The organism is Thermoactinomyces daqus (assembly GCF_000763315.1).
Lineage (GTDB): Bacteria > Bacillota > Bacilli > Thermoactinomycetales > Thermoactinomycetaceae > Thermoactinomyces_A > Thermoactinomyces_A daqus.
The window spans coordinates 199,615-222,896 of record NZ_JPST01000014.1 but is presented as its reverse complement, the minus strand read 5'-3'; the positions used below and the strand labels follow the sequence as shown (position 1 = coordinate 222,896).

At 50.7% G+C, this 23,282-nt stretch carries 24 protein-coding genes, 1 tRNA gene and 1 other annotated feature; of the genes, 3 read left to right on the top strand and 22 right to left on the bottom strand.

Annotated elements, in window-relative coordinates:
• Nucleotides 1–81 precede the first annotated feature (81 nt).
• The 14 genes from JG50_RS0107700 to JG50_RS0107635 form a co-directional block, all read right to left on the bottom strand.
• A complete protein-coding gene (locus tag JG50_RS0107700) occupies nucleotides 82–480 on the bottom strand; it encodes a hypothetical protein (protein ID WP_033100512.1) in 399 nt (132 codons plus the stop codon).
• Nucleotides 481–490: 10 nt separating this feature from the next.
• Nucleotides 491–1,054 carry a sigma-70 family RNA polymerase sigma factor gene (locus JG50_RS0107695; RefSeq protein WP_033100511.1) on the bottom strand — a complete coding sequence of 188 codons (564 nt, stop codon included), beginning with the start codon at nucleotides 1,052–1,054 and terminating at the stop codon, nucleotides 491–493.
• 110 nt (nucleotides 1,055–1,164) lie between these two features.
• Nucleotides 1,165–1,398, bottom strand: a complete 234-nt coding sequence (locus tag JG50_RS0107690) for a hypothetical protein (protein ID WP_033100510.1) — start codon at nucleotides 1,396–1,398, stop codon at nucleotides 1,165–1,167.
• Complete coding sequence (locus JG50_RS0107685; protein WP_033100509.1) at nucleotides 1,395–1,721, bottom strand: nucleoside triphosphate pyrophosphohydrolase family protein; 327 nt, start codon at nucleotides 1,719–1,721, stop codon at nucleotides 1,395–1,397. The genes JG50_RS0107690 and JG50_RS0107685 overlap by 4 nt, the downstream gene beginning before the upstream one ends.
• Nucleotides 1,718–3,067, bottom strand: coding sequence for a DEAD/DEAH box helicase (locus JG50_RS0107680; RefSeq protein WP_033100508.1), 1,350 nt, complete (start codon nucleotides 3,065–3,067; stop codon nucleotides 1,718–1,720). Before JG50_RS0107680 ends, JG50_RS0107685 begins: the two co-directional genes overlap by 4 nt.
• Nucleotides 3,057–3,344: a VRR-NUC domain-containing protein gene (locus JG50_RS0107675; protein ID WP_033100507.1), complete on the bottom strand. Its 288-nt coding sequence runs from the start codon at nucleotides 3,342–3,344 to the stop codon at nucleotides 3,057–3,059. Before JG50_RS0107675 ends, JG50_RS0107680 begins: the two co-directional genes overlap by 11 nt.
• A gap of 278 nt (nucleotides 3,345–3,622) precedes the next feature.
• Nucleotides 3,623–6,013 carry a virulence-associated E family protein gene (locus JG50_RS0107670; RefSeq protein WP_052154106.1) on the bottom strand — a complete coding sequence of 797 codons (2,391 nt, stop codon included), beginning with the start codon at nucleotides 6,011–6,013 and terminating at the stop codon, nucleotides 3,623–3,625.
• A gap of 5 nt (nucleotides 6,014–6,018) precedes the next feature.
• The gene (locus JG50_RS0107665; protein WP_033100506.1) at nucleotides 6,019–7,932 is read right to left on the bottom strand and encodes a DNA polymerase; all 1,914 of its coding nucleotides are present in this window, start codon (nucleotides 7,930–7,932) and stop codon (nucleotides 6,019–6,021) included.
• Nucleotides 7,929–8,117 carry a hypothetical protein gene (locus JG50_RS0107660; RefSeq protein ID WP_033100505.1) on the bottom strand — a complete coding sequence of 63 codons (189 nt, stop codon included), beginning with the start codon at nucleotides 8,115–8,117 and terminating at the stop codon, nucleotides 7,929–7,931. Before JG50_RS0107660 ends, JG50_RS0107665 begins: the two co-directional genes overlap by 4 nt.
• A 60-nt stretch (nucleotides 8,118–8,177) precedes the next feature.
• Nucleotides 8,178–8,735 (bottom strand): DUF2815 family protein, encoded by a 558-nt coding sequence (locus JG50_RS0107655; protein WP_152568518.1) that lies wholly within the window; start codon nucleotides 8,733–8,735, stop codon nucleotides 8,178–8,180.
• 27 nt (nucleotides 8,736–8,762) lie between these two features.
• Nucleotides 8,763–9,467, bottom strand: coding sequence for a DUF2800 domain-containing protein (locus JG50_RS0107650; RefSeq protein ID WP_052154105.1), 705 nt, complete (start codon nucleotides 9,465–9,467; stop codon nucleotides 8,763–8,765).
• On the bottom strand, nucleotides 9,467–9,763 hold the full coding sequence (locus tag JG50_RS0107645) for a hypothetical protein (RefSeq protein WP_052154104.1): 297 nt from the start codon (nucleotides 9,761–9,763) through the stop codon (nucleotides 9,467–9,469). The genes JG50_RS0107650 and JG50_RS0107645 overlap by 1 nt, the downstream gene beginning before the upstream one ends.
• 77 nt (nucleotides 9,764–9,840) lie before the next feature.
• Nucleotides 9,841–10,110 carry a helix-turn-helix domain-containing protein gene (locus tag JG50_RS0107640; protein ID WP_052154103.1) on the bottom strand — a complete coding sequence of 90 codons (270 nt, stop codon included), beginning with the start codon at nucleotides 10,108–10,110 and terminating at the stop codon, nucleotides 9,841–9,843.
• 13 nt (nucleotides 10,111–10,123) lie between these two features.
• Nucleotides 10,124–10,333, bottom strand: coding sequence for a helix-turn-helix domain-containing protein (locus tag JG50_RS0107635; protein WP_033100503.1), 210 nt, complete (start codon nucleotides 10,331–10,333; stop codon nucleotides 10,124–10,126).
• A 280-nt stretch (nucleotides 10,334–10,613) separates the two neighbouring features.
• On the opposite strand from JG50_RS0107635, the gene JG50_RS18760 reads away from it, so the two are divergent.
• Both JG50_RS18760 and JG50_RS0107625 read left to right on the top strand, forming a co-directional pair.
• Nucleotides 10,614–11,165 carry a transcriptional regulator gene (locus JG50_RS18760; protein WP_052154101.1) on the top strand — a complete coding sequence of 184 codons (552 nt, stop codon included), beginning with the start codon at nucleotides 10,614–10,616 and terminating at the stop codon, nucleotides 11,163–11,165.
• Nucleotides 11,166–11,169: 4 nt separating this feature from the next.
• Nucleotides 11,170–12,318 (top strand): site-specific integrase, encoded by a 1,149-nt coding sequence (locus tag JG50_RS0107625; protein ID WP_033100565.1) that lies wholly within the window; start codon nucleotides 11,170–11,172, stop codon nucleotides 12,316–12,318.
• 54 nt (nucleotides 12,319–12,372) lie between these two features.
• Here the strand turns inward: JG50_RS0107625 and JG50_RS0107620 are convergent.
• From JG50_RS0107620 to JG50_RS0107590, 7 genes are all read right to left on the bottom strand, one after another.
• A tRNA-Ser gene (locus tag JG50_RS0107620) sits at nucleotides 12,373–12,462 on the bottom strand.
• Nucleotides 12,463–12,562: 100 nt separating this feature from the next.
• Nucleotides 12,563–13,849, bottom strand: a complete 1,287-nt coding sequence (serS, locus tag JG50_RS0107615) for a serine--tRNA ligase (RefSeq protein ID WP_033100502.1) — start codon at nucleotides 13,847–13,849, stop codon at nucleotides 12,563–12,565.
• A gap of 41 nt (nucleotides 13,850–13,890) precedes the next feature.
• Nucleotides 13,891–14,117 (bottom strand) — a binding site (T-box leader).
• Between the two features lie 26 nt (nucleotides 14,118–14,143).
• Nucleotides 14,144–14,734, bottom strand: a complete 591-nt coding sequence (gene pdxT, locus JG50_RS0107610) for a pyridoxal 5'-phosphate synthase glutaminase subunit PdxT (RefSeq protein WP_033100501.1) — start codon at nucleotides 14,732–14,734, stop codon at nucleotides 14,144–14,146.
• Nucleotides 14,735–14,746: 12 nt separating this feature from the next.
• The gene (gene pdxS, locus JG50_RS0107605; RefSeq protein ID WP_033100500.1) at nucleotides 14,747–15,640 is read right to left on the bottom strand and encodes a pyridoxal 5'-phosphate synthase lyase subunit PdxS; all 894 of its coding nucleotides are present in this window, start codon (nucleotides 15,638–15,640) and stop codon (nucleotides 14,747–14,749) included.
• 108 nt (nucleotides 15,641–15,748) lie between these two features.
• Complete coding sequence (locus tag JG50_RS0107600; RefSeq protein ID WP_052154100.1) at nucleotides 15,749–16,984, bottom strand: D-alanyl-D-alanine carboxypeptidase family protein; 1,236 nt, start codon at nucleotides 16,982–16,984, stop codon at nucleotides 15,749–15,751.
• A gap of 194 nt (nucleotides 16,985–17,178) precedes the next feature.
• A complete protein-coding gene (guaB, locus tag JG50_RS0107595; RefSeq protein WP_033100499.1) occupies nucleotides 17,179–18,636 on the bottom strand; it encodes an IMP dehydrogenase in 1,458 nt (485 codons plus the stop codon).
• Nucleotides 18,637–18,798: 162 nt separating this feature from the next.
• Entirely contained in the window at nucleotides 18,799–19,650 is an 852-nt protein-coding gene (locus JG50_RS0107590; RefSeq protein ID WP_033100498.1) for an alpha/beta fold hydrolase, read from the bottom strand.
• A 97-nt stretch (nucleotides 19,651–19,747) separates the two neighbouring features.
• Between JG50_RS0107590 and JG50_RS0107585 the strand changes: the two genes are divergently transcribed.
• Nucleotides 19,748–20,815: a YaaC family protein gene (locus JG50_RS0107585; RefSeq protein ID WP_033100497.1), complete on the top strand. Its 1,068-nt coding sequence runs from the start codon at nucleotides 19,748–19,750 to the stop codon at nucleotides 20,813–20,815.
• Here the strand turns inward: JG50_RS0107585 and gyrA are convergent.
• Nucleotides 20,809–23,256 carry a DNA gyrase subunit A gene (gyrA, locus tag JG50_RS0107580; RefSeq protein ID WP_033100496.1) on the bottom strand — a complete coding sequence of 816 codons (2,448 nt, stop codon included), beginning with the start codon at nucleotides 23,254–23,256 and terminating at the stop codon, nucleotides 20,809–20,811. The two genes, JG50_RS0107585 and gyrA, sit on opposite strands and share 7 nt — an antisense overlap.
• Nucleotides 23,257–23,282 lie beyond the last annotated feature (26 nt).

Genomic DNA, 23,282 nt, shown 5'->3' with positions numbered 1-23,282 from the left:
ACCGGACTTTTCACCTCCGGGTCTAGCATAACCCCTCGGCCTGATTACATACGCTTACTACTATCATTATATCTCATTATCTCAACCCGTCAGTTCCTTCCTGGTTCCTTTTGATGTCCGCATGCTCAGCTTCTTGATCCAGCTATAACTAAAATTGAGATCGGCGGCGATCTCCGCCAAAGTCATCCCCTTCACATCTCGCATATAAGCCACTTTGCCCTCAATGCTTTCAATATCGGCCATCCTCTTCTCTATCTCTTTTCGGGCCTTCTCTTTTTCTTCCAAGATCGTGCTATATACTTCCACTTGGTCACAAATAACCTTCATGCGGTTTAAACAAACGTCTAGCGGAATCGCCCGATTAATCCGAGCGCCAAAACAGGCCTTGTACCAATACCAATATTCAAATTCCAGATCACTGATTCTCGTTTCCAATATGTCAATCTCGGCGCAAAGGTCGTTATATAATTGGCCTACCATATAACCCCTCCTACGCGATTAAATCGGATTTTTTGATCCGCTGGGTTCTAAGTCGGCGGTTCAATCGGTTTAGTTCTTTTTTGATAATCTGTTGAATCCGGGCCCTCGACAGGTTGAACCGTTTTCCAATTTCCTCTGCTGTCAAACCATCGAAAAAGTGCATTTTGAGAATAGCCCTTTCGCGCTCGCCTGCGCTGGAAAGCAACCCTCGTACAATCAATTTGACTTCAGCGTTTAGGATATCTGGACTTGAATGGCCTATTACCGCGTGAAGGTTACCCTCTTCTTCCAAAAAATCCACTGGCGCGTCCAGTGAGACCACATCCGCTTGCCTTTTAATGGCTCGGCGGCGTTTTAAATAGGCGCTGATTTCTGACCGGATATGATAGACCGCAAAAGTGGAAAACTTAAATTTGCCGTTATACTTTAGCGCTGCTCTTGTCAGGCCGAGGTAACCGCAACCCATAATATCCTCATACTCCGACGAATGACGGAAACTCGGGTAAAACTTATGGAGCACAAAGGGGACGAGGTTCATATTTTCGACGATCATTTGTTTCTGCTGCTCGGTCATGCTTTCACTCCTTTTCCATTCTTCGGCCGCAGCCGCAGACGATCACGACGACTGGAACACAGACACCTATGGATTTTCTGCACCTCGGGCAGCGATAAGTTATGCCTTTCTTACGCATTGGCCGCTCTCTCCTCCTTGATTTTTAAGGCTTTAAGAACCGCCTTATCTTTTGATGGGCCTTTAGCCACAACCCCGAAGCCGAGCGAGGCCCGCCACTGAGTTCCGATTTTCGTTACTTGGCCGATATAGCGGCCCGTGGGGCCGCCTTCTCGAACCACGTAGTTATAAGCGGAAAGGTAAGATTCATAGTAAAAACCCGCTTTTGATAAAATCCCTTTAGTCATTCCTTGCGCCCCCTACTCGCTTCCTCAGAAAACCCATCAGGGTATCGGCTGAGGAGTTTTTGGATATTCGTCTCATAGACTTCGCTCATCGGAATATCAAAGTAGTCGAGTAAATTCTCCATATACCAAATAACATCTCCAGATTCTTTGATCAGCTTATCTCGATCCATTTCATGGCCGTGAAATACGACCTTTTTAATCAAGTCGGCTACTTCACCTGCTTCGCCGCCCAGGCCAAGAGCCAGCATAGTCAATTGTTCGCGCTTTGTTAGGCTTTGATTCATCGTCCGTCGAGCCAGTTTCCGGTATTCGCTTGAGTTCATCTTTTCATCTCCTCCAGTCTGGCCTTCACGGCCCGCATAAGATCGTTTTGTGTCATGGACTTCCGGGCCAGTGCTCTCATTACGTTCTCATCAATCGTCTGTTCTGTTACCAAATGGTGGATAATCACCTTGTTCTTCTGCCCTTGTCGGTGTAACCGGGCGTTTGCTTGCTCATATAGCTCTAAACTGTGAGGCAGACCGAACCAGACGATAATGTTTCCTCCTGCCTGGAGGTTCAAGCCGTGGCCTGCGCTGGCTGGATGGGTCAACAGAATCGGAATCCGGCCAGCGTTCCAGTCATCAATATCTTTAGGTGAATCCAGCGTTCTCACAGTAAAACGGCGGCGAATGCGTTCCAAGTCGTGCCGGTAAGTATAGAACACCAAGACCGGGCGTCCGTTTGCTGCTTCGATCACATCCGCCAGGGCTTCCAGCTTGGCGTCGTGAATCTCTCTCACTTTGCTGTCCTCGTCATAGACTGCGCCGTTTGCCAGTTGCAGCAGCTTGCCCGTTAAGACCGCCGCTGTACTTGCGGTAATATCTCCATCTGAGAACGGGAGTAAATACTCCCGCTCAAGTTGCTTATAAGCGGCTTTTGCCTTCGCCGGAAGGGTAACCTTAACCGTCCGGTCGATCCGCTCCGGCATTTCCAGCCAGTCAGCCGCTTTCATGCTGATGCAGATGTCCGATATTTTTTTGTAAATGGCTTCTTCTGACACTGGAATCCACTCAAAAACAATGTGATCTCTGCGCCTTCCTGGAATGAAATACCGGGTACGGTAGCCTGTAATGGTCTGGCCCAACCTCTCGCCCCGGTCAAGCAAATAAATCTGGGGCCATAAGTCAATCAAGCCGTTCGGGGCTGGCGTCCCGGTCAGCCCCACAACTCGCTTAATGAGCGGCCGAACCTTCTTTAAAGCCCGGAATCGGCGCGAGGCTGATGATTTAAAGCTGGACAACTCGTCAATGATCAGCATGTCAAAAGGCCATTTTCTACCGTAATGAGTGACTAGCCATTCTACATTCTCACGGTTAATCACATAGACATCAGCATCCGCGTCTAAAGCCTTCAAGCGCTGCCGCTGCGTTCCGAGGATTTTGGAGAATCTCAGGTGTTTCAGGTGATCCCATTTTTCCGCTTCCCTGTCCCAAGTCGATTCAGCGACACGCTTGGGCGCGACGATGAGCGGCTTTGATACCTCAAAGTAGTCAAACATCAGCGTATTAAGAGCCGTTAGAGTAATGGCGGTTTTCCCAAGGCCCATATCGAGAAAGAGGGCCGCCGCCGGTTTCTCAATAAGGTGTCGAACGGCATGTTTTTGGTATCCGTGAGGTTTAAACTCCATCAGCTAACCACCTCTCGAGAAAAGCCTCTATCTGATCAATCGAAGCAATTACTTCCGTTTGGAAGCCCAAAGCTCGAAGCTGGCTTAAACGTTTCTGCTGTAAAGGCCGAACCTTGCCGCCCGGTGCTTTCAGTTCAATAAAGGCGATCCGCCCGCCGGGCATTAATACAATGCGGTCAGGTGCTCCTGCCCACCCGAGCGGAGCAAATTTAAGGGCTAAACCTCCGCGTTTTTCTACTTCTCGCTTTAGCCTCTGCTCAATTTGCCTCTCTCTCATGCTCACCTATCCTCCCGTCAACAAAGTCAACAATGTCAACATGGGGAATAAAAGTACCTACCAGTAGGCGGTATAGAGAGGATAGAGAGGCCGTTTTTACCCCTCTATCCTCTCTATCCTCTCTCCTGTCTCATACTTTTTTCTTATTGTTATCTTTGTTATCTTTGTTGTCATAGAAGGGATAATAGTAGATATATCAAGGGTTTGAGGGTGTCAACAAAGTATGAAATAGGTGTCAACAAAGACAACATTGGAAAATTCTAGGTGTCAACAAACTCTTAGACTTTGTTGACACCTTTTGTTGACACCCCGCGAACGAAGGCGCGCTGACGGCCATAATTTTTAAACCGGAGTGCAGGGTTTCGTTTCCACCCAAGGCTCTCGATAATCGCGCCGATCTCTCTTGAAGCACGCCGATCCAGTTTCGCAGGATCGTTTCCGAGCAGTTCCGCCCAAACTTCCATAACACAAACCTTATTTCTTGGTTGGCCTGATGATGGGGCCGCTTCCACACCTTCCAGGTAGGCCCTGCGGCTGAATAAATCTCTATCATCCCAATCATCGGGAAGTGGCCGATCCAAAAACTCCTGGATCATGCCGGTGAGTGAGTTCTCCTCTGTATGTTCCTGTTGCCGGCCCGTTACCCATTCGATCGTGTCCGCGTCTTCATCTTTTTTCAGATAGGTCGGGTAGCCTTCCCGATAGTAAACCAACGCCTCCGCCCAAATCTGATCTACTTCTTCTTCGGTCAACTCCTCCCAGGGCCTCTGAGGTGTCACACCACAGCGGAAGGGCCAAAACCGCCGGTTTCCGGTCTTATCGACAAGGAATTCAAAAGTATTTGTAGAGCCGATGAAAATACACTGCCTCGGGTATTCTTCGATCATTCGGGCGTAAGGCGGCCGATAGCGGTCATATTGTTTTGAAAGGAATTTCTTCACCATTTCCACATCAGCGGCCCTCTTGATGGCTGACATCTCGGCCATTTCGACCAACCACACGCCTTGAATGGATTCGTAAGCATCCTTTCCGTTCAAGCTATCCAATGAATCGGTAAACCAGCCTTTTGATAACCGATGAATGATCCGGCTTTTTCCGATCCCTTGCGGCCCGACAAGTGTAATCATCTCATCAAACTTAGCCCCGGGCTCGAATATCCGTTTCACCGCCGCCACGAGTGCTTTTTTCGTCAGCTTCCGAACGTGTGGGTTATCTTCAGCGCCCACATAGTCTATAAACACGGTTTCCAGCCGGGGGACGCCGTCCCAGTCCAGACTGTTCAGGTAATCCCGCACCGGGTGGAAAGAGTTTTTCCGGGATACCGTCATTAGTGCATCCATTAAACGCTCTTTATGCCGGATACCGTAAGTGTTTTCAATGTAGCCGCGAAGTGCTGCGTCATCTACATTCTCAAACTGGCCGGAATCTTGCCTCCACGGGAGCGGCTTCAATACCGCTACTCGATTTGCAAATAAGTCATAACCAAACCGGCCTTTTAAATTCGGGTCATTTTCGAGGATCAGTTCAAAGTTACGAAAAGTAATCCGTAGCTCGCCTGTTTTCGGGTACCGCTCCAGCTTGGAGAGCCACTCCATATCATCTTTAAAATCAGCTTTAGCCAAACCTAACTGCTCAAGGCCGATCGTTTGCTTCACTTCTTCATCCTCGGAGGCTAAAGCCAGCATGGCCTGATAGGAAGGCAAGCGGTTAACAGGTGTTCCCGGCTCGGCCACCTCGTCTCGGTCTCCGTACAGGTGAATCCGCACCAAGTCGAAAGAGTTGACCAACTTTCCGCCGATGGGATCGGTGGCGTGGAAGCTATAGACAAACTTTCCATCGTCATAAACCACTACACCGCCAGCCGTTGAACCCTGTTTATAGGTGTAGCGGTCTTCCCCAAAAGGCTCGTAAACATCCTCTAAGAATACTTCGATGGCTGTTTTAACGTCATATGTGCGGCAGAAGGCCCCAATTACCCCCGGTTTCTCGTATGGATCACCTTGTTTCTTTGCCTGCCTTTTGATGCTTTTATCCTCTCTGCTCGATCTCGGCCACTGTGCGGCGTCTGTCCAGTCGTCGTACTGGGCTAAAATCTCTTCCGGATCAATCCAAGGGCCTTGTTTTTCCCAGAATATAAACTCTCCATCCTTCGATGCACTTGGCCAGAACATCAGGCGGTTAATTTCAAAGGTTGTTGGATCAACCCATTCCAGTCCGCCGATGCTCTTTGCAACCCAGCGGGCCACCGCCGGGTATTTATCCGGGCTGATATTGTATTTCAGCGGCGCAACCAGGCGGAAACGGGGTTTATCAGGTGCGTGAGAGTGTGTTGTGTATAAAGCCGCTGCAAACTCAATCTCTGATTGTTCGAGCAGCCTGGGGGCAAAGTCAAAATCTAAAGTGATCAAGCTACGCCAGGCTACATTTTCAGCCCGGCGCCGCCCGCCTTTCAGTACACCACCAACAAAACCCCCAACGTCCTTAATGGCGTCCTTTTTCGACTTTGGCATGTTCTGATAGTCGTTAAAGGTTTCATGCGTCCGGGTTACGTCTGACAAGCGCTTTACAAGCTCATTCCAAGTCAGGCTTTCCGGTGACCACTCCCGAGCGTCCCGGCCAGCGCCTACATATATAGTGATCTCATGAGTTTTAGGGCTTTGCTCTTCCAAAAGGTTCACCCCTTCGTGTAATATTCCGACTCGAATGCATCAGCGTCCAGTGGTAGCCCTGGAGCCCAGGGGATAGGCTCAGACATGATCCGGGCCATCTCTTCCACTGATCCATGTGCTTGGTCACAAACCACTTCGTCGTGGACGTGAAAGGCTATCTGATAACCTGCGTCATCCAGCCGGCGCATAGCCTCTGCCAGACAATCCCTTGCAACAGCCTGGACGCAATTCTCTACCAACTTTCCGCCGTATGTTTTCGTTCGCTTGCCGTTTGACTCATATGTGAGTGTCTCTTTACCAAACTGCTCATCAAGCTCAATCTTTGGTCTTACATAGGCAATTTGTCGGCCGGACGGTAATTGAAGGAACAAAATACCTGGCCGATAGATAAAAGCGAGTCCGTGTTGGAGCCGGACGGCCTTCTTATATCTCACCGCCTCTAATGCTGCCCGCTCCATGTCATACCAGAAGTTGACGATGCGCGGGTTTGCGGCCCGCCAAGAGGAAACGAGATCGGGAAGTTCATCCTCCGTCAGGCCTTGATCCAGCGCACCCATTTGGATCAGCGCCCCTTTACCGCCTTGGTAGCCCAAAGCCAATTCGGCAACTTTCCCTTTCTGCCGCAGTTCGCTACCCTTCGTGATCTGCTCTATGGGGACACCGAACATCTGACTTGCCGAAGCTTCGTAAATCTTCCCGTGGGTATTGAAGACATCGAGCCGCCATTTCTCGCCGGCCAGCCAGGCGATGACTCGGGCCTCGATGGCTGAGAAGTCCGCAACCAGGAATCGGCAGCCAGGAGACGGAATAAAGGCCGTGCGAATCAGTTGAGATAAAGTGTCCGGCACATTTCCATAAAGAAGTTCCAAGTCCTCATATAGGCCAGCTTTCAAAAGCTGCCGGGCCAAGTCCAAGTCTTTTAAATCGCTCCTCGGGAGGTTCTGGACTTGAACCAACCGCCCGGCCCATCTCCCGGTACGGTTCGCGCCGTAAAATTGGAGCAGGCCCCGGACTCGCCCGTCATGGCAGACCGTCCGTTTCATCGTCTCGTACTTCTTAACGCTGGTTTTAGACAGTTCTTGTCTGATCTCTAAAACCCGCTTGGCTGTACCGTTTGCCTCTTTTAGCAACTTCGGAATCGAATTCTTAGACAGACTGTCTGTCTTGACTCCTTCGCTAAGTAGCCAATTTTTCAGCTGTACCAGGCTGTTCGGGTTCTCCAAGCCTGTCAGCCTTGCGGCTTCATCTTCCAGCCGGCGGCGATACTGCCCGTCGCATTGAATCGCATGATGAACCAGTTCTAAGTCCAGGTTAATTCCTCGGTCTATAATCCGTTGATCTAAAGCCCATAAGTCCTGTTCCCCGAAGGGATACCGTGAGAGTTTCTTCCGAATCGCTCTTTCCACTTCAACGTCCTGGCGGCAGTACTCTAAGAACCGTTGCCATTTCTCCGGGTCATGCTCCGGCAGGTTCCGCGTCCGTCCGCCGTTAACTTGTGTAGGCTTGCACGGGACGCTGAAATATTTAATCAGCCGTTCGCCGGCTGTGTCTTTCTGATGTTCGAGTTTTAAGGCTTTCGCCACATCTTCCAGGCTTCTCGGTAATCCTAAAGACATTGCATGAACCATTGTACAAGCCCATTGATCCGGTGATGTGTTTATACCGAAATGCTTTCCAATCGTTACCCGCTCGAAATTCGCGTTAAAAGCAGATTTAACAATGTCGGGATCAGTGAGGGCCCGCCGTACTTCGGCAGGCAACTCCTCCCCTTGTGCAAGATCGACAACCCGTACCGGGCCGTCGTCGAAGGAATAAGCAAAAAGAAGTATTTCAAAGTCGTCAGCTTCTACATAACGGTAAACGCCGTGAGTCTTCAAATCTACACTGGAATAGGTTTCTACGTCGATGCTAAGGATCATATCAAGCCCGCCTTTTTCGCTTCATCGACTGCTTCCAAAGCCCCATATAACTCCTCAGCGTAAGGCGTCCCTTCAAATCCTTGCTCCTCGCAAAAATTCAAAATGGCGCATAGCTCATCAAACAGCTTCAAGGCTTCATAATAACCCATCTTAATCTGAACTTTTTTACCGAGTTTCAGTTCCATCGTCCATCTACCCCTTTTTGCGATTGAAGGAGAAGGCGTTGGGCCTTCTCCCTGTTGCGCTTATCCTAAGAAATCATCTTCTTCATCGTCTTCAAAGCTGCCGAACTCGCTTTGAGCGCTGACACGCCCGCCAAGCGGCTCGCCGTCTTCCAGTTTTTGAAGGTTATTCAAACCTGCTGCGATCCCGCGATTACCAGAGACGCTGTAAGGATAGAAGTTGAGAGAAGCGCGTCCATAGCAGCCGGAGTAAAATTCCGAAGGGTCTAAAACTGGGTTCAAGTCGGCGTCCACAACTCCCGGTTTGAATTTGCTGGAGGCGTTCAGGAAATAGCAGCCAGCGAATTCCGGTTGATCCGGGCGCTCTACATCTCCGTCACGGAGCGGGGTTTTAAGCATCGCCGGCACTTTCCCACCCCAACGTTCTTTGCCTTTCTCTTTCGCGGCTTCGATAGCGGCTTTGATGCGGGCCAGCGTTCTCTTATCGGTTTTCGGAATCAAGACGCACACAGAGTATTTCGGATCTTGGCCTTCCACAGCGGCACGAGGTTGGAACGCGTTCACATAAGAGAAACGGACTTTCCCGGTAACTACTTTCGTCGTTTGAGCACTTTTAACCATTTGAGCCATTTTGATCATTCTCCCTTTTTAGTCATTTTGTTGGAAATCAAGTCTTGCTTGTCTCAGATTCGCTTCTGACCGAGCTTCACACGTTGACCGAACTTTACAAAATCGGCAATGATCTCCTGGGTTTAGCTCGCCTTTACCAGCGAAGGCCTCCCGAGCTAAAGGCTCTATTGAGTCTCCCCATTCCAAGAGTTCACTGGTCGTCAATTCTTCCGTCGAGATGATATCTAATCGAGGCTGTACAATCGTCATCCTCACGACTGTAAAATCGTACAATAACCCAAACTCATAAACAGCGCCTAATGCATAAAGTCGAAGTTGCGGATTGTTCTCGGCTGACACTGGAACGCCCTTCCCATACTTTAGATCGACGATCTCTAAGCGCCGATCATTCACAATGACTGCATCACCAGTCCCAAAACCGTGAGGAACCCAATTGCTAAAGTCTAACCGGCGTTCGAGCATGACCATCGAATCAGGGGTTATACGATCCAGTACAGTGTCAACGTAGATTTTTACGTAGCTCATCATTTCCGGCTCACCTTGCGGAGCGTCAAGCCGTAGGCCTAATTCATATTGGAGCCAATGTTCAGCGAGTGCGTGGGCTCTTGTACCTTCCTGTGCATATGGACTGGTTTCATCTTTTATGTTCTGTTCGAGCCTGGCGCTCGGCGTACACTTGAGCCACCGGTGAGCGCCAGAGGCGGATAGTATGGCATGCTTCATCAGGCGATCTCCTTTGCCTTCTCAAGCACAGCAGGCAATTTTTCTTTTGGTATGTCTGTCAAGCGCTGAACACCGAAAGACTGGATCAAATCTTTAACTGCATCGCGTTTACCGGCTCTTGATAACTCGGCCAGTTTGGCGCGTACTTCTTCGAGCTTCACTTTCGGATGCTCTTCGGCTTTCGGATGCTCTTCGGCTTTCGGCTCTTCTTCGATTTTGATATGTTGCGCCAAAACCTTCGCGATGTCTAAAAGCGCTTTTGCCAACTCATCAGGGAGTTCGATAGTGATTTTCAAGTTTAAAACCTCCCTTGCAATTTTAGAGCTTTCTGGTATCATGGTCTCAAACCTGTATTTTTCTCTGGGCCCCGGTTTTACCGGGCTTTTTTCATGCATTGTTGATCCAACCAAGCCGATAACTGCTTTCTTGGGATCACTCGCCGATGGCCCAAGTCCACGACCGGAAAGTCTGGCCGGTGGAGCAGGTCATACATTTTGCTCCTTGATACTCCCAAGACTTCGGCGGCCTGTTCCACGCTGTAGACCAAAGACTCAGAAGAGCTTTGGTCAAACCGGGCCGCCAACCGGATTACCTCCTCATTAAGATCGGCAATCGCCTTCAGCAGATTTACCATCGGCTCCATGGGCCCCACCCTTTCATGACTGACTGTCTGTCTCGATGAAAAGCTCATCCGGTTTTACCTCAAGAATTCGCGCTAGCTCGAACAAGTTCTCGGACGATGGCGAGGAAACGCCTCGCTCCCATCTTGAGATTACTGTGGGATGTAACGGTTCGTGAAACAGAAATGCTAACTGATGCTGTGTTAAGCCTTTGGCTTTGCGGATCTCCCGGATTCTGTTTTGCATCTGAGGCCTCCTCCCCAAGACTGTCTTGTCTGTCTTGCTTAAATCCATGATATACCGTCCAGACTATTTTGTCAAGGACTTTTTTCCCGGCGTTTCCGCCGGTATAGCTATTATAGCCCAGTCGATTTTCAGTCGTCAAGACTTTTTTGTCTATAGACTTTCGCGTCAGATTCGAGGATTATAATACAAACATACATTCGCGGTCAAGCAATTTTATCCTTTTGTATTGACGTTTTTGTCTAGAAAAGATATTATTTCAAGTGAAGGAGGTGAAAATTACATGACTTACGCAGAACTTCTACAAGAATATATTAAAAACTCAGGAATGACGCTGGAACGCATCGCCGAGGAGTGCGGAAAAAGGGGAGTCAAAATTCACCCAACTTATATAAGTAAGCTTCGACTCGGAAAACGGCCAGCACCCTCAGAGGAAATCTCCAGAGTGCTGGCCGAAGTTACAGGAGGAGATGCGCAACGGCTAATTATAAAGGGGTACATCGAAAAGATTCCGGATGACATCAAAGAGGAGCTTGACGTTTATAAATACCTTAGCAATATGGACGACTTAACTGATGATTTCACGTCCAAATTAAAAGAAACCGGGGACGTTGAAAGCGCCCTGAAAGCAGTCCTGGACGGAGCTAAAAAGAAAGAGAAATTATCTTTAATCTTAAGCGAGTCTAAACCAGTTAAAGCGCTCAACGTCTCGCAACTGCGGGCCATTTTAAAAGAAGGCTTATTATTAGGATCAGACGGGGAAACGTTGCCAGAATATCAGTTACGCCCCTTATTAGCTCATGTAGAGGCCCTGATGGATGAGGAACAGAGGTGATATATTGAAGGGTCACGTGCGGAAACGGGGTTCTAAATGGTGTTTCATTATTGATCTTGGCCGTGATCCCGAGACGGGGAAAAGAAAGCAAAAATGGTTTTCCGGTTTTAATACCAAAAAAGAAGCCGAGCGCGCGATGGCCACAAAGATCCATGAACTTAATCAGGGAGTTTTTATTGAGCCGTCAAAGATCACCCTGGAAGATTACCTCAAGCGGTGGTTACAAGACTACGCGTTAACAAATTGCGCTCCTCGAACCTATGAGGGTTACGAGTCTATTATTAGAAACCATTTAATCCCGTCTCTCGGCAAGATCACGCTGGATCGACTCAAACCGATGCACATTCAAAAGTATTACTCGGATAAGTTAGATCATGGCAGATCGGATAAAAAAGGCGGACTGTCGGCTCGAACCGTACACCATCACCACAGGCTATTACACAAAGCATTAGAACAAGCGGTGAAATGGCAAGTGATCACAGTTAACCCAGTGCGAGCTGTTTCACCGCCTAAACCAAAAAGGAAACAAATCCAAGTACTCACTCGGGATGAAGTCTTACTCTTATTAAAGGCGGCGGAAAATTCAAAACTCTATGAGCCGATCTTCTTTGCCGTTAATACCGGAATGCGTCGAGGTGAAATATTCGCGCTTCGATGGTCGGATGTTGATTTTGAAAATCAACTTATTAGTATAAGACGCACCTTGCACAGAACCAAAGACAGCGGATTTGTATTCCGGGACAGCGCTAAAACAGACGGAAGCCGACGATCTATCGCAGTTTCAGACTCGGTAGTCAAAATGCTCAAGAAGATAAAGCGGAAACAACTTGAGCAAAAAATGGCATTGGGCCCTGCATACCAGGATCATGATCTGATCTTTTGCAGACCAGACGGAACGCCTTTTGATCTTGATTACCTCTCAAAAGCATTTGGCCAATTTATTCGGAAGGCCAACCTCCCCCCGATCCGATTTCATGATCTCCGGCATACCCACGCCACCCTACTACTCCAACAAGGCGAACACCCCAAAGTTGTATCAGAGCGCCTAGGCCACTCCACAATTACCATCACCATGGACTTATACAGTCACGTAATGCCCAACATGCAAAAAGAAGCTGCCCAAAAACTGGACAACCTCCTATTCGGGGATTAGGTTTGCAATCTGTTTGCAAACCTTTCTTTTTTATGTACTCGCGATCCTCAAAAGTGGCGGAGAGGGTGGGATTCGAACCCACGGAGGGCGTGAACCCTCGGCGGTTTTCAAGACCGCTGCCTTAAACCACTCGACCACCTCTCCACGATCTATTTCGTTACAGAATCTAATTATACTGATTTTTTTCCTTTTGTCAACGAGGAGAGAGCGGGTCCGGCAATTACCCGGAACCCGCAACTGCTTCTCATCCCTTTTTGCTGATCCGTTCAAGTCCGCCCATGTAAGGTTGCAGAGCTTTGGGAATGCGGACGCTCCCGTTGGCTTCCTGGCCGTTTTCCAGGATGGCGGCGACGGTGCGGCCGACGGCAAGACCGGACCCGTTGAGCGTGTGCACAAACTCCGGTTTTGCCTTGGCATCGCGGCGAAAGCGGATGTTGGCGCGGCGGGCTTGGAAATCCTCGCAGTTGCTGCAGGACGAGATTTCCCGGTAAGTATTGTAGCTCGGCATCCAAACCTCAAGATCGTATGTTTTGGCCGCACTGAAACCGAGGTCTCCTGTACAGAGAGCGACGACGCGATAGGGAAGTTCAAGGCGCTTCAACACTTCTTCGGCATTTTGCACCATCAGTTCGAGCTCGTCATAAGAATCTTCCGGTCTCACCAATTTGATCATTTCGACTTTGTTAAATTGATGCACACGAATCAGTCCGCGTGTATCCCGTCCGGCCGAACCGGCTTCGGAACGGAAACAACTGCTGAAGGCGGTGTAATATTTGGGGAGTTCCTCAGCTGCCAGAATCTCACCCGCATGATAATTGGTTACAGGCACTTCCGCGGTCGGGATGAGGAAGTAATCCTCATTATCCGCCAGCTTGAAAGCGTCTTCTTCAAACTTGGGCAGTTGTCCGGTTCCGGTCATGGCCTGCCGGTTGACGATGTAAGGGGGCATCATTTCCGTATAGCCGTGTTCCTGGATATGCAGGTCGAGCATGAAGTTGATCAAGGCCCGTTCGAGACGCGCTCCCAAACCTTTGTAAAAGACGAAACGGGAGCCGGTCACTTTCGCCGCCCGTTCAAAATCGAGGATGTCGAGTTCTTCGGCAATCTCCCAGTGCGGTTTGATGACAAAATCGGGTTGCGGCGGCTCGCCCCATTTGCGCACAGGGACATTTTCCTCTTCGGAAGCCCCGACGGGCACGCTCTCATGCGGCAAATTGGGAAGGCTGAGCAATATTTCTTCCAACTGTGCATCCAATTGTCTCAATTCCTCATCCAATTGCTTGATCTCATCCCCGACCCGGCGCATTTCCAGTATATCCGCTTCGGCATCTTCTTTGTTCTTTTTCTTTTGGGCAATTTCTTTGGAAACGACATTGCGCTTATTCTTGAGCTGTTCCGCCCTCCTGATCCCTTCGCGGCGGCGCTCATCCAGCTGCAGGAAGGTATCGAGCCCCGGCCATTCTCCCTGTCTGGTGGAAAGCCGTTGTTTCACCTCATCCATATTGCTGCGCAACAACTTGTTGTCCAACACGGGTCTGCACCTCCTAACCATAATAAAAACCTCCCACTCCCCAAAGGGACGGAAGGTTCCGCGTTGCCACCCTTATTGGTCTGCCTGTCGCTGTGACAGGATAAACCCGCTCTTCCGAAATAACGGCTCGTAACCGAATGCGCTTCGGGTTTGTTCCCTTCACGCCTCGCTCCGAGGTGGATTCGCCGCCCGTCCGGAGCGATTCGCACCAGCCATCGCCTCTCTGAACCGAACTGCCGGCAGCTACTAGCCTCTTCTTCGCGTCGATATCAAAAGTTTACTACATATTATATCCTAAACTTCTGCATTTGTAACCATCGATTCGCGAACCATTTCGATAAAATAGGCATGGAAACGCACATCATCTGTCAGTTCAGGATGGAAAGCGGCCGCCAGAAGATGACCTTGCCGGGCAGCGACAATTTTCCCATCCACTTCGGCCAGGATTTCCACACCCGGCCCCACTTCTTCAATGTATGGTGCACGGATAAAAACCGCTTGAAACTGATCGCCGATCCCTTTGACATCAAGGCTCGCCTCAAAGCTCTCCCGTTGCCGGCCAAAGGCGTTTCGCTTCACCGTGATATCCATCAGGCCGAGATGTGGCTCGTCCCGGCCTTCTATGCGGCTGGCAATCAGGATCATTCCGGCGCAAGTGCCAAAGATCGGTTTGCCGCTCTGGTACATCTGGCGGATCGGCTCAGTCATCTGATACTCATTCATCAATTTGCTGATGGTGGTCGACTCGCCGCCCGGAATCACCAGGCCATCCAAATCGCTCAGCTGCTCGACCCGTTTCACCGCTACTGCCTCGGCTCCAGCCTGTTCCAGCAAGCGCACATGTTCGCGCACCGCTCCTTGTAAAGCCAGTACGCCAATTTTCATCGCTCCAACCTCCTACCAGCCGCGCTCCTGCATCCGTTCTTCCGCACGCAGTTTGGAAATTTCAATTCCGGTCATCGGTGTGCCAAGATCTTTGGACACTTCGGCAATCAGGCCGAAATCTTCATAGTGCGTGGTGGCCTGAACGATGGCGCGTGCATATTTCTCCGGATTTTCCGATTTGAAGATCCCGGAGCCGACAAAGACACCGTCTGCACCAAGATGCATCATCAGAGCAGCGTCGGCAGGCGTTGCCACACCGCCGGCGGCAAAGTTGACCACAGGCAGTTTGCCCGTTTCATGCACTTGCAAGAGCAAGTCGTACGGAGCCCCCAGTTTTTTCGCCTCAGCCATCAGCTCATCGCGGGACATGCTTTGCACCTTGCGAATCTGGCTTTGCATCATGCGCATATGGCGAACCGCTTCAACGATGTTTCCGGTGCCCGGTTCCCCTTTGGTGCGGATCATGGACGCCCCTTCCCCGATCCGGCGCAATGCTTCCCCGAGGTCACGCGCACCGCAAACAAACGGAACGGTAAATTGCGATTTATCGATATGGTACAGATCATCTGCCGGTGTCAAAACTTCACTTTCATCGATGTAATCGACGCCCATCGCTTCAAGCAGGCGCGCTTCCACAAAATGACCGATCCGTGCTTTGGCCATAACCGGAATCGATACGGCTCCCATCACTTCCTCGATCACACGCGGGTCTGCCATGCGGGCGACACCGCCGGCTGCACGAATATCGGACGGAACGCGTTCCAGTGCCATAACGGCCACTGCTCCGGCTTGTTCCGCAATTTTCGCTTGTTCAGCATTGACAACGTCCATGATGACGCCGCCTTTTTGCATTTCGGCCATCCCGCGTTTGACGCGATCTGTTCCGACTTTACGCACTTCACTCATTTCGGATAACCCCCTTGATGTACCAGCTAAAAACCGGGAGAGCAATCGGAATTCCTTGCTCTCCTCCCCATTTTATTATAGTTGAAAAAATCCATTTGAAAAATAAATTTAATTAAACCAATTCTTTACGGTATCCCCTATTTCCCGGAAAAACAGGCGAATCCAGCTCGCTTTTTCCACCGCTTTGGCCGTCACGACCGGAGTCGGTTCCACCCCTTGGACCGGTTTTCCGTTATAGAGCACTTGAGCTGTGCCGACCACTTCCCCTTGCTTGAGCGGAGCATTCAATCGGGGCTTGAACGTTACCTTCACCTGGTAACGGGCACTCTCCCCTTTATGCACGGGAAGTTTAACCGCCTTGTCCACGGTTACCGGAACGGTGCGTTCCACTCCGTCAGGCAAGGCCAGCTCTTTTGTTCCCGGGATCTGACCTCCCTTTTTCACCAGCACTTGCGGGACGAATTCCTGAAAACCGTAGTCAAACAACTTTTTCGTCTCCAAAAACCGGTGATCGTCGGAACGGGTTCCCATGACAACGGAAATCAGACGAAGATCACCACGCTGGGCGGTCCCCGTAAAACAATAACCCGCCGTGTTGGTATGCCCCGTTTTCAGTCCATCCACTCCCGGGTAGGAATACTTGAGCCCGGGCAGCATCAAATCCCAGTTGGTCACCTTCAGTTGCTTCTTCGTTCCTATAAAAAATGTATAGTAAGGGATGGACGTCGTTTTCAGGATTTCGGGATACGTTTGAATCAGCTTGGTCGCCAGGATGGCCGTATCATGAGCGGACATCACGTTTGGCCCGGAAACTTTCGGCGGGTCGGGATAAAGGCGGAAATCAAGGCCGGACGCGCAATTGAAATGTGTATGGTTCATTCCCAGTTCCTTCGCCTTTTGATTCATCATGGCGACAAAGTTTTCTTCCGTCCCCCCCACATATTCTGCCAAGGCCACAGCCGCATCATTGGCCGATTCGACCAGAGCGGCGATAAACAGCTCACGCACAGTGATTTTTTCTCCGGGTGTAAGGTTGATCTGCGCTTCATTGATCGCAGCCACCCGCGGGCTTATGGTGACGAGATCATCCCAGTGAATCTTCCCGCTTTTAATCTGGTCCAGTACAACGAACACGGTCATCATTTTGGTCATGCTGGCAGGCGGGTACGGCACTTCGGCATTTTTCTCATCAAGAATCTCCCCGGACTGAAAATCGATCAGGATATAGGACTTTGCCTGAACATCCGGTTTCATCCCCGCGGCAGCTGCCATTGCCGGATTCGTAATCCAACTCATGAAGACAAGCAAACAAAGACAACAGCAGATGTTTATTTTGTTTTTCATCAGGTCATTCTCCATTCTCCCTCATTTGCTGCAAAACATTGACAAGACTGACATATTTATGTAAATCCGGTTCGGGCCACGGCCGGCCAAATGTCGGAAATTTCCCGACCCCTTAATCCAGTATAGAAGAGGAACGGGAAAAAAGAAATGAACAAGCAGAAGCGTTTTTCTGCTTGTTCGGTGAAAGAAATTGGTCACATATGGTAGTTTGGAGCTTCTTTGGTAATCTGAACATCATGAGGATGGCTTTCCCTGAGCGAAGCGCTGGAAATGCGAATAAAACGGGATTTCTCTTTTAATTCGGCCAATGTTCTGGTTCCGCAATAGCCCATGCCTGCGCGCAGGCCTCCGATCAATTGGTAAATGGTATCGGCAAGCGGCCCTTTGTACGGAACGCGTCCCTCAATGCCTTCCGGAACCAACTTTTGCACATTTTCTTGGAAATAGCGGTCCTTGCTGCCTGCCTGCATCGCACCGATTGATCCCATCCCGCGGTACACCTTGAAGCGGCGGCCCTGATAAATCTCCGATTCTCCCGGTGCTTCTTCCGTTCCGGCGAAAAGGCTGCCCAGCATGACTGCATCTGCCCCGGCCGCGATCGCTTTGACAATATCCCCGGAGAAACGGATGCCGCCATCGGCGATAATCGGAACGCCATATTGGCGCGCAACGGTGGCACAGTCGTAGATGGCTGTAATCTGCGGCACACCGATTCCTGCAACGACACGGGTTGTACAAATCGAGCCCGGACCGATTCCCACTTTGACCACACTGGCCCCGGCTTCAATCAAATCGCGGGTGCCTTCTCCCGTGGCGACGTTACCGGCAACGATCACCAGGTCGGGATACTGTCTTCTGATCTCCCGCACCATGTCCAACACACCCTGGGAGTGGCCGTGAGCAGTATCAACGACGATCATATCCGCTTCTGCTTCCACCAATGCCGCCACCCGGCGCATCGTATCCTTGGTCACCCCGACAGCCGCCCCGACGAGTAACCTTCCGTGGGCATCTTTGGCCGCTTGCGGGAACAGCTCCGCTTTTTCAATATCCTTGATGGTAATGAGTCCTTTTAAAATGCCTTCTTCGTCGACCAAAGGCAATTTCTCGATCTTATGTTGTTGCAGAATCGCTTCCGCCTCTTTCAGGGTCGTTCCCACCGGTGCCGTCACCAATTTTTCCTTGGTCATCACTTCGGCGATCGGGGTGGAATAATCACGGACAAAACGCAGGTCACGGTTGGTGATAATCCCCATCAGGCGGCGGTTTTCATCGACAATCGGCACACCGGAAATCCGGTATTTCGCCATCAGTTCTTCCGCATCATGAACTTTGTGCTCAGGTGTCAAGTAAAACGGATTGGTGATGACTCCGCTCTCAGAGCGCTTGACCCGGTCTACTTCTTCAGCCTGCTCTTCCACTTTCATGTTTTTGTGAATGACACCGATGCCTCCCTGCCGGGCAATCGCAATGGCCAAGGCTGATTCGGTCACGGTATCCATCCCCGCACTGATCAGCGGAATATTGAGTTTCACCCGATCCGTCAGCGTGGTGCCGGTCTCGACGTCTCGCGGCAAAATTTCCGATTTCGCCGGGACCAATAAAACATCGTCAAAGGTAAAACCTTCCTTGGCAAACTTCTGATCCCACATATCGCTTTCCCCTTTGGCCCAAATTTTTTCTAGCAAGTGTAACAGTATCCTTGCCAAGTCGTCAAGATTTTTCATTTTTTGCCAAAAAGTTGTCCACAATCATTCACAAGTTATCCACAGGATCTTGTGCATAACTAAACTTTTCTGTGGATAACCAACGGTTCAGGGAAGGATGCTGCTAATGGTTTCCGCTACCTCTGGTTTCTGAATCAGCTGCAGATGGTCATCATCCGGGAACGTTTTAACATGAATGGCCCCTTTGATCGTCGCTTCTCCGTCACGTACAACACCATCGCTGTCCGAACCGTACTTCAGGGCTAGAAGCGTCCATCCGACCGCCAATTCCCCATGCCATCCGCGGTTTCCCCATCCATCCGCATCCCCGGCTATGGTAAAAAGGTGTCCGCCTTTTGCAAACGAACTTCCCTGTACGGGATATTTTTGGTTAAACCGCGCCACCGCCTCAGGAGTAAGATCTGCCATAGCCGCTTGTCCATGCACAAACATCCCCAGCCAACTGTATTCCCTGGCAAGCGGGGTTCCATGGTGCGGTGAGGCAATCGTCACCAGGTCCGCCACCCGGCCCGGCCGCAAGTAGACCAATTCCCGGGCAACCAGACCGCCCATGCTGTGAGCGATCACCGCAAAACGGGGATCAAGTCCATATTTTGCTTGCAGGAGATCAATTTTATGCGCGGCAATTTTCGCCTGGGCGTCGATTGAGCCGTTTCCGGCTTGATGATCATTTTCTCCCGCAAACGTCACGATCTTTCCATTGATCCGCATCGTCCAGACCCGGTCTGACCGATTGGTATACAGGACATAAATATGCCCGGACTTCCAATGAGCGACCAATGTGTTTAAAAATGCTTCTCCCCACTGATGGCGGTTGTTAAAACCATGGATAAGAACCAAATCCGAGTTTTTCTCGGGAAGTGCTTGCTTCTTCGGAGGAATCGTCCCCCAGACGAACAACAGGAGAATGCATAAACACCAAATCCATCTCTTTTTCATATCTGCCTTACGATCCTCCTGAAAAATCACCTCTGTTATATCATTCCCGCCTTTTCAGCACAATAAAGGGCAGAAGATTAAAACGGGAGGGAACGGGTTGGAAGCAAAACCGGTAAACATCATCTATTGCGAATCGCCGGAGGAATGGATCCGTGACCAATATTTCCTGCTTGCCAACGAAAAGTCGGCACAAAGATTTCTGTTGAACGCTTACCAAAAAAGCGGAACCCCGCAACCGGAAAAGATGGCCTTTCGTAATGCGGCAGCGTTTTCCGCCTACATCCGGCAGGCTCTTTCCATTTTCCGGCCGGGACGGGAAGAAAATATCTGGATGCAGCCTGTCCTCGACTACTATGGAATGATGAGCTTGATTAAAGCATGGATTCTGACCCGGGTGCCGGACTATCCGCAAAATACTTCAGTCTTGCGCCATGGGTTATCCACCCGAAAACGAAAGCGTGAATCTTATCGTTTGCTCGAGGATGAAGTCCGGATACAAAAAGAAGGGCTTTATCCACTGGTCGCCGGGTTATTGGGGAATCCTCCCGATGCGGGAGACTCATATCGGCTCAAGACATTGTTTTCCTTCCTATCTGACTTGTCCGCCAGTTATGAGCGCATTATGGGTGAAACGCCGCTGATTCCGGTTACGGTTGGCCGGCAGACCTCGCTTTATGCAGACGAGGCGATGCCGCTGGAAATCGCCGAAACCGTTCTCGACCGGATCCATCTCACCCCCGAAGCTTTTGTTTCCCGTCTGAATCATTACAGCAAAGGGGCACTCTTCTCCCTTGGCACTCCGGTGATCCGGTCCGGTCTCCTGCAACTTCGTTGGAGCCATCCCGATGTCCGGCATGTGAATGACTGGGAGAAAGGATTTCACCATCCTTGGTTTTATGAAGATAAAAAAGGAAACCATTACCTGTGGTTCGGTAATGATTGCCTTGGAACCCCTGTTGATGAATTGCTGGTTCATTTCATGTTGCTGTTTGCGCTGAGTATGCTGTGTCGCTATGAACCACCGCTATGGGGGGAGATAATGCTGGATCACACCGGAGAAGAGCAAATCCTGGTATGCGGACTGCTCCGTCTCATCCCGCGAAAGGTCCCCCATCTGGTCTTAAACCTTCTCCACGGTCAAAAATCGATCATTCGCCTTTATTGATTACCGTCTTCTCCGTCTTCCTCCTCTTCGCGGTGGACGCGGGCGACGGCCGATACTTCGTCCTCGTCGAGCGAAATCAGTTTCACTCCTTGCGCATACCGGCCCATCACGGAAATCTCGGCGATCTTCAGACGAATGACAATGCCGGATTGAGTCACGATCATCAGATCTTCATCTTCGGACACCACTTTGTGGGCGACCACATCTCCTTTTTTCTCTGTGAGGCTTAAGGTCTTGATCCCTTTACCGCCGCGTGATTGAATGCGGTATTCCTCCATCGGCGTCCGTTTGCCATATCCGTTGCGAGTGACGATCAGGACATATTTGTCCGGGATCACGATATCCATATCGATTACGCGGTCATCTTCACCTAACGTGATGCCTTTCACGCCTGTGGCCGAACGTCCCATTTCCCTGACGTCCATTTCGTGGAAGCGAATCGACATTCCCTGGCGCGTTCCCATCAGGACTTCCTGATTTCCATCGGTCAGGCGGACGCCAACCAGTTCATCCCCGTCACGAAGATTGATGGCAAACAGGCCGTTGCGGCGAATGTTTTCAAATTCGCTGAGTGCGGTCTTCTTCACAATGCCTTCAGCCGTGGCAAAGAAAAGGAACTGATTATCCAGGAATTCTTTCACCGGGATGACCGCCTCGATGCGCTCGCCCTGGTCGATCTGAATCAGGTTGATCACGGGAGTCCCGCGCGCGGTTCTGCCGAGCTCCGGCACTTCGTACGCCTTCAGGCGGTACACTTTCCCCTTGTTTGAGAAGAAGAGCAAATGATTATGGGAATGGGTGACAAACATATGCTGCACCAAGTCGTCTTCCCGGGTTCCCATCCCCGTGATTCCCTTGCCGCCTCTTCGTTGCGCCCGGTAGGTGGACAAAGGCATCCGCTTGATATATCCACGCTGGGTCAACAAAATGGCGACCTCATCTTCGGGGATCAAATCCTCGTCCTCAATTTCGTCCTCATCGGCTTTAATCATCGTGCGGCGTTCATCGCCATACCGTTCTTTGATCTCCTTCAGCTCATCCCGCACGACGCCGCGGATTTTGGCCTCATCGGCGAGAATGTCTTTCAATTTGGCGATCAATTTCTGAAGTTCTCCGTATTCCGCCTCGATTTTTTCGCGTTCCAGTCCGGTCAGGCGATGCAAACGCATATCGAGAATCGCCTGGGCTTGTTTTTCACTGAGACCGAACTTTTCCATCAAACCGGTACGAGCTTCGGCAGTGGTGGCGGAAGCGCGGATGAGGGCGATCACTTCGTCGATCTGGTCAAGGGCAATGCGCAAGCCTTCCAGGATGTGAGCCCGTTCTTCCGCTTTGTTCAAATCATACTGGGTGCGCCGGCGGATCACTTCCACCTGGTGGTCGATATAGTGGGAAAGAATGGATTTAATGTTGAGTACCTGCGGCTGGCCGTCAACCAACGCCAGCATGTTAACGCCAAAGCTCGATTGCAGGCTGGTATGCTTGTACAAATTGTTAAGGATGACCCTTGGGTTTACATCCCGACGCAGTTCAATGACCACACGCATTCCGTTCCGGTCTGATTCGTCGCGCAGGTCGGTGATTCCGTCGATTTTTTTGTCGCGTACGAGCTCGGCGATCTTTTCCACCAGCTTGGCTTTGTTCACTTGGTACGGCAATTCTTCCACGACGATGCGCATCTTTCCGCTGCCCGCTTCTTCGATCCGCGTTTTCGCCCGGATCCGGATGCTGCCCCGCCCGGTGCGGTACGATTTGCGAATCCCGTCATGCCCGAGGATGATTCCCCCCGTGGGAAAATCAGGACCCTTGATGATCCGCATCAAATCTTCAATCGTCGCCTCTGGATTATCCAGGAGGAGAAGGATTCCGTCGATCACTTCAGACAGGTTATGCGGCGGGATATTGGTCGCCATGCCGACGGCAATCCCGGATGCCCCGTTAACGATCAGATTGGGAAAGCGGGAAGGCAGCACCAACGGCTCTTCCTGCTGTCCGTCATAGTTGGGGCCAAAGTCGATCGTATCCTTCTGGATATCGCGCAACAACTCCATCGTGATCGGAGCCATCCGCGCTTCGGTATACCGCATGGCCGCGGGCGAATCGCCGTCGATTGACCCGAAGTTTCCGTGTCCGTCCACCAGCGGATACCGATAAGAGAAATCCTGCGCCATCCGAACCATCGCATCGTATACCGCCACATCCCCGTGCGGATGATAGTTCGCCGTAACGTTTCCGACGACGCGGGACGATTTTTTGTACGGTTTGTCCGGAGTCATCCCCAGTTCATACAAAGTGTACAAAATCCGGCGATGAACGGGTTTCAGGCCGTCGCGTACGTCCGGGAGGGCGCGGCTGACAATTACGCTCATCGCATAGTCCAGAAACGAAGACTTCATTTCCTTACTGATATTCACTTCTTGAATTCTTTGCATATCTGGCATCGTTTCATCTCCCTGCTTCCTACTGC

Coding starts and splice junctions, on each gene's coding strand:
- gyrA (WP_033100496.1), bottom strand. CDS start 23,256: ATGCCAGATATGCAAAGAATTCAAGAAGTGAATATCAGTAAGGAAATG.
- JG50_RS0107700 (WP_033100512.1), bottom strand. CDS start 480: ATGGTAGGCCAATTATATAACGACCTTTGCGCCGAGATTGACATATTG.
- pdxS (WP_033100500.1), bottom strand. CDS start 15,640: ATGAGTGAAGTGCGTAAAGTCGGAACAGATCGCGTCAAACGCGGGATG.
- JG50_RS0107655 (WP_152568518.1), bottom strand. CDS start 8,735: ATGGTTAAAAGTGCTCAAACGACGAAAGTAGTTACCGGGAAAGTCCGT.
- JG50_RS0107695 (WP_033100511.1), bottom strand. CDS start 1,054: ATGACCGAGCAGCAGAAACAAATGATCGTCGAAAATATGAACCTCGTC.
- JG50_RS0107690 (WP_033100510.1), bottom strand. CDS start 1,398: ATGACTAAAGGGATTTTATCAAAAGCGGGTTTTTACTATGAATCTTAC.
- JG50_RS0107665 (WP_033100506.1), bottom strand. CDS start 7,932: ATGATCCTTAGCATCGACGTAGAAACCTATTCCAGTGTAGATTTGAAG.
- guaB (WP_033100499.1), bottom strand. CDS start 18,636: ATGTGGGATCAGAAGTTTGCCAAGGAAGGTTTTACCTTTGACGATGTT.
- JG50_RS0107640 (WP_052154103.1), bottom strand. CDS start 10,110: ATGGAGCCGATGGTAAATCTGCTGAAGGCGATTGCCGATCTTAATGAG.
- JG50_RS0107600 (WP_052154100.1), bottom strand. CDS start 16,984: ATGAAAAACAAAATAAACATCTGCTGTTGTCTTTGTTTGCTTGTCTTC.
- JG50_RS0107680 (WP_033100508.1), bottom strand. CDS start 3,067: ATGGAGTTTAAACCTCACGGATACCAAAAACATGCCGTTCGACACCTT.
- pdxT (WP_033100501.1), bottom strand. CDS start 14,734: ATGAAAATTGGCGTACTGGCTTTACAAGGAGCGGTGCGCGAACATGTG.
- JG50_RS0107590 (WP_033100498.1), bottom strand. CDS start 19,650: ATGAAAAAGAGATGGATTTGGTGTTTATGCATTCTCCTGTTGTTCGTC.
- JG50_RS0107685 (WP_033100509.1), bottom strand. CDS start 1,721: ATGAACTCAAGCGAATACCGGAAACTGGCTCGACGGACGATGAATCAA.
- JG50_RS0107660 (WP_033100505.1), bottom strand. CDS start 8,117: ATGGAACTGAAACTCGGTAAAAAAGTTCAGATTAAGATGGGTTATTAT.
- JG50_RS18760 (WP_052154101.1), top strand. CDS start 10,614: ATGACTTACGCAGAACTTCTACAAGAATATATTAAAAACTCAGGAATG.
- JG50_RS0107675 (WP_033100507.1), bottom strand. CDS start 3,344: ATGAGAGAGAGGCAAATTGAGCAGAGGCTAAAGCGAGAAGTAGAAAAA.
- JG50_RS0107650 (WP_052154105.1), bottom strand. CDS start 9,467: ATGAAGCATGCCATACTATCCGCCTCTGGCGCTCACCGGTGGCTCAAG.
- JG50_RS0107635 (WP_033100503.1), bottom strand. CDS start 10,333: ATGCAAAACAGAATCCGGGAGATCCGCAAAGCCAAAGGCTTAACACAG.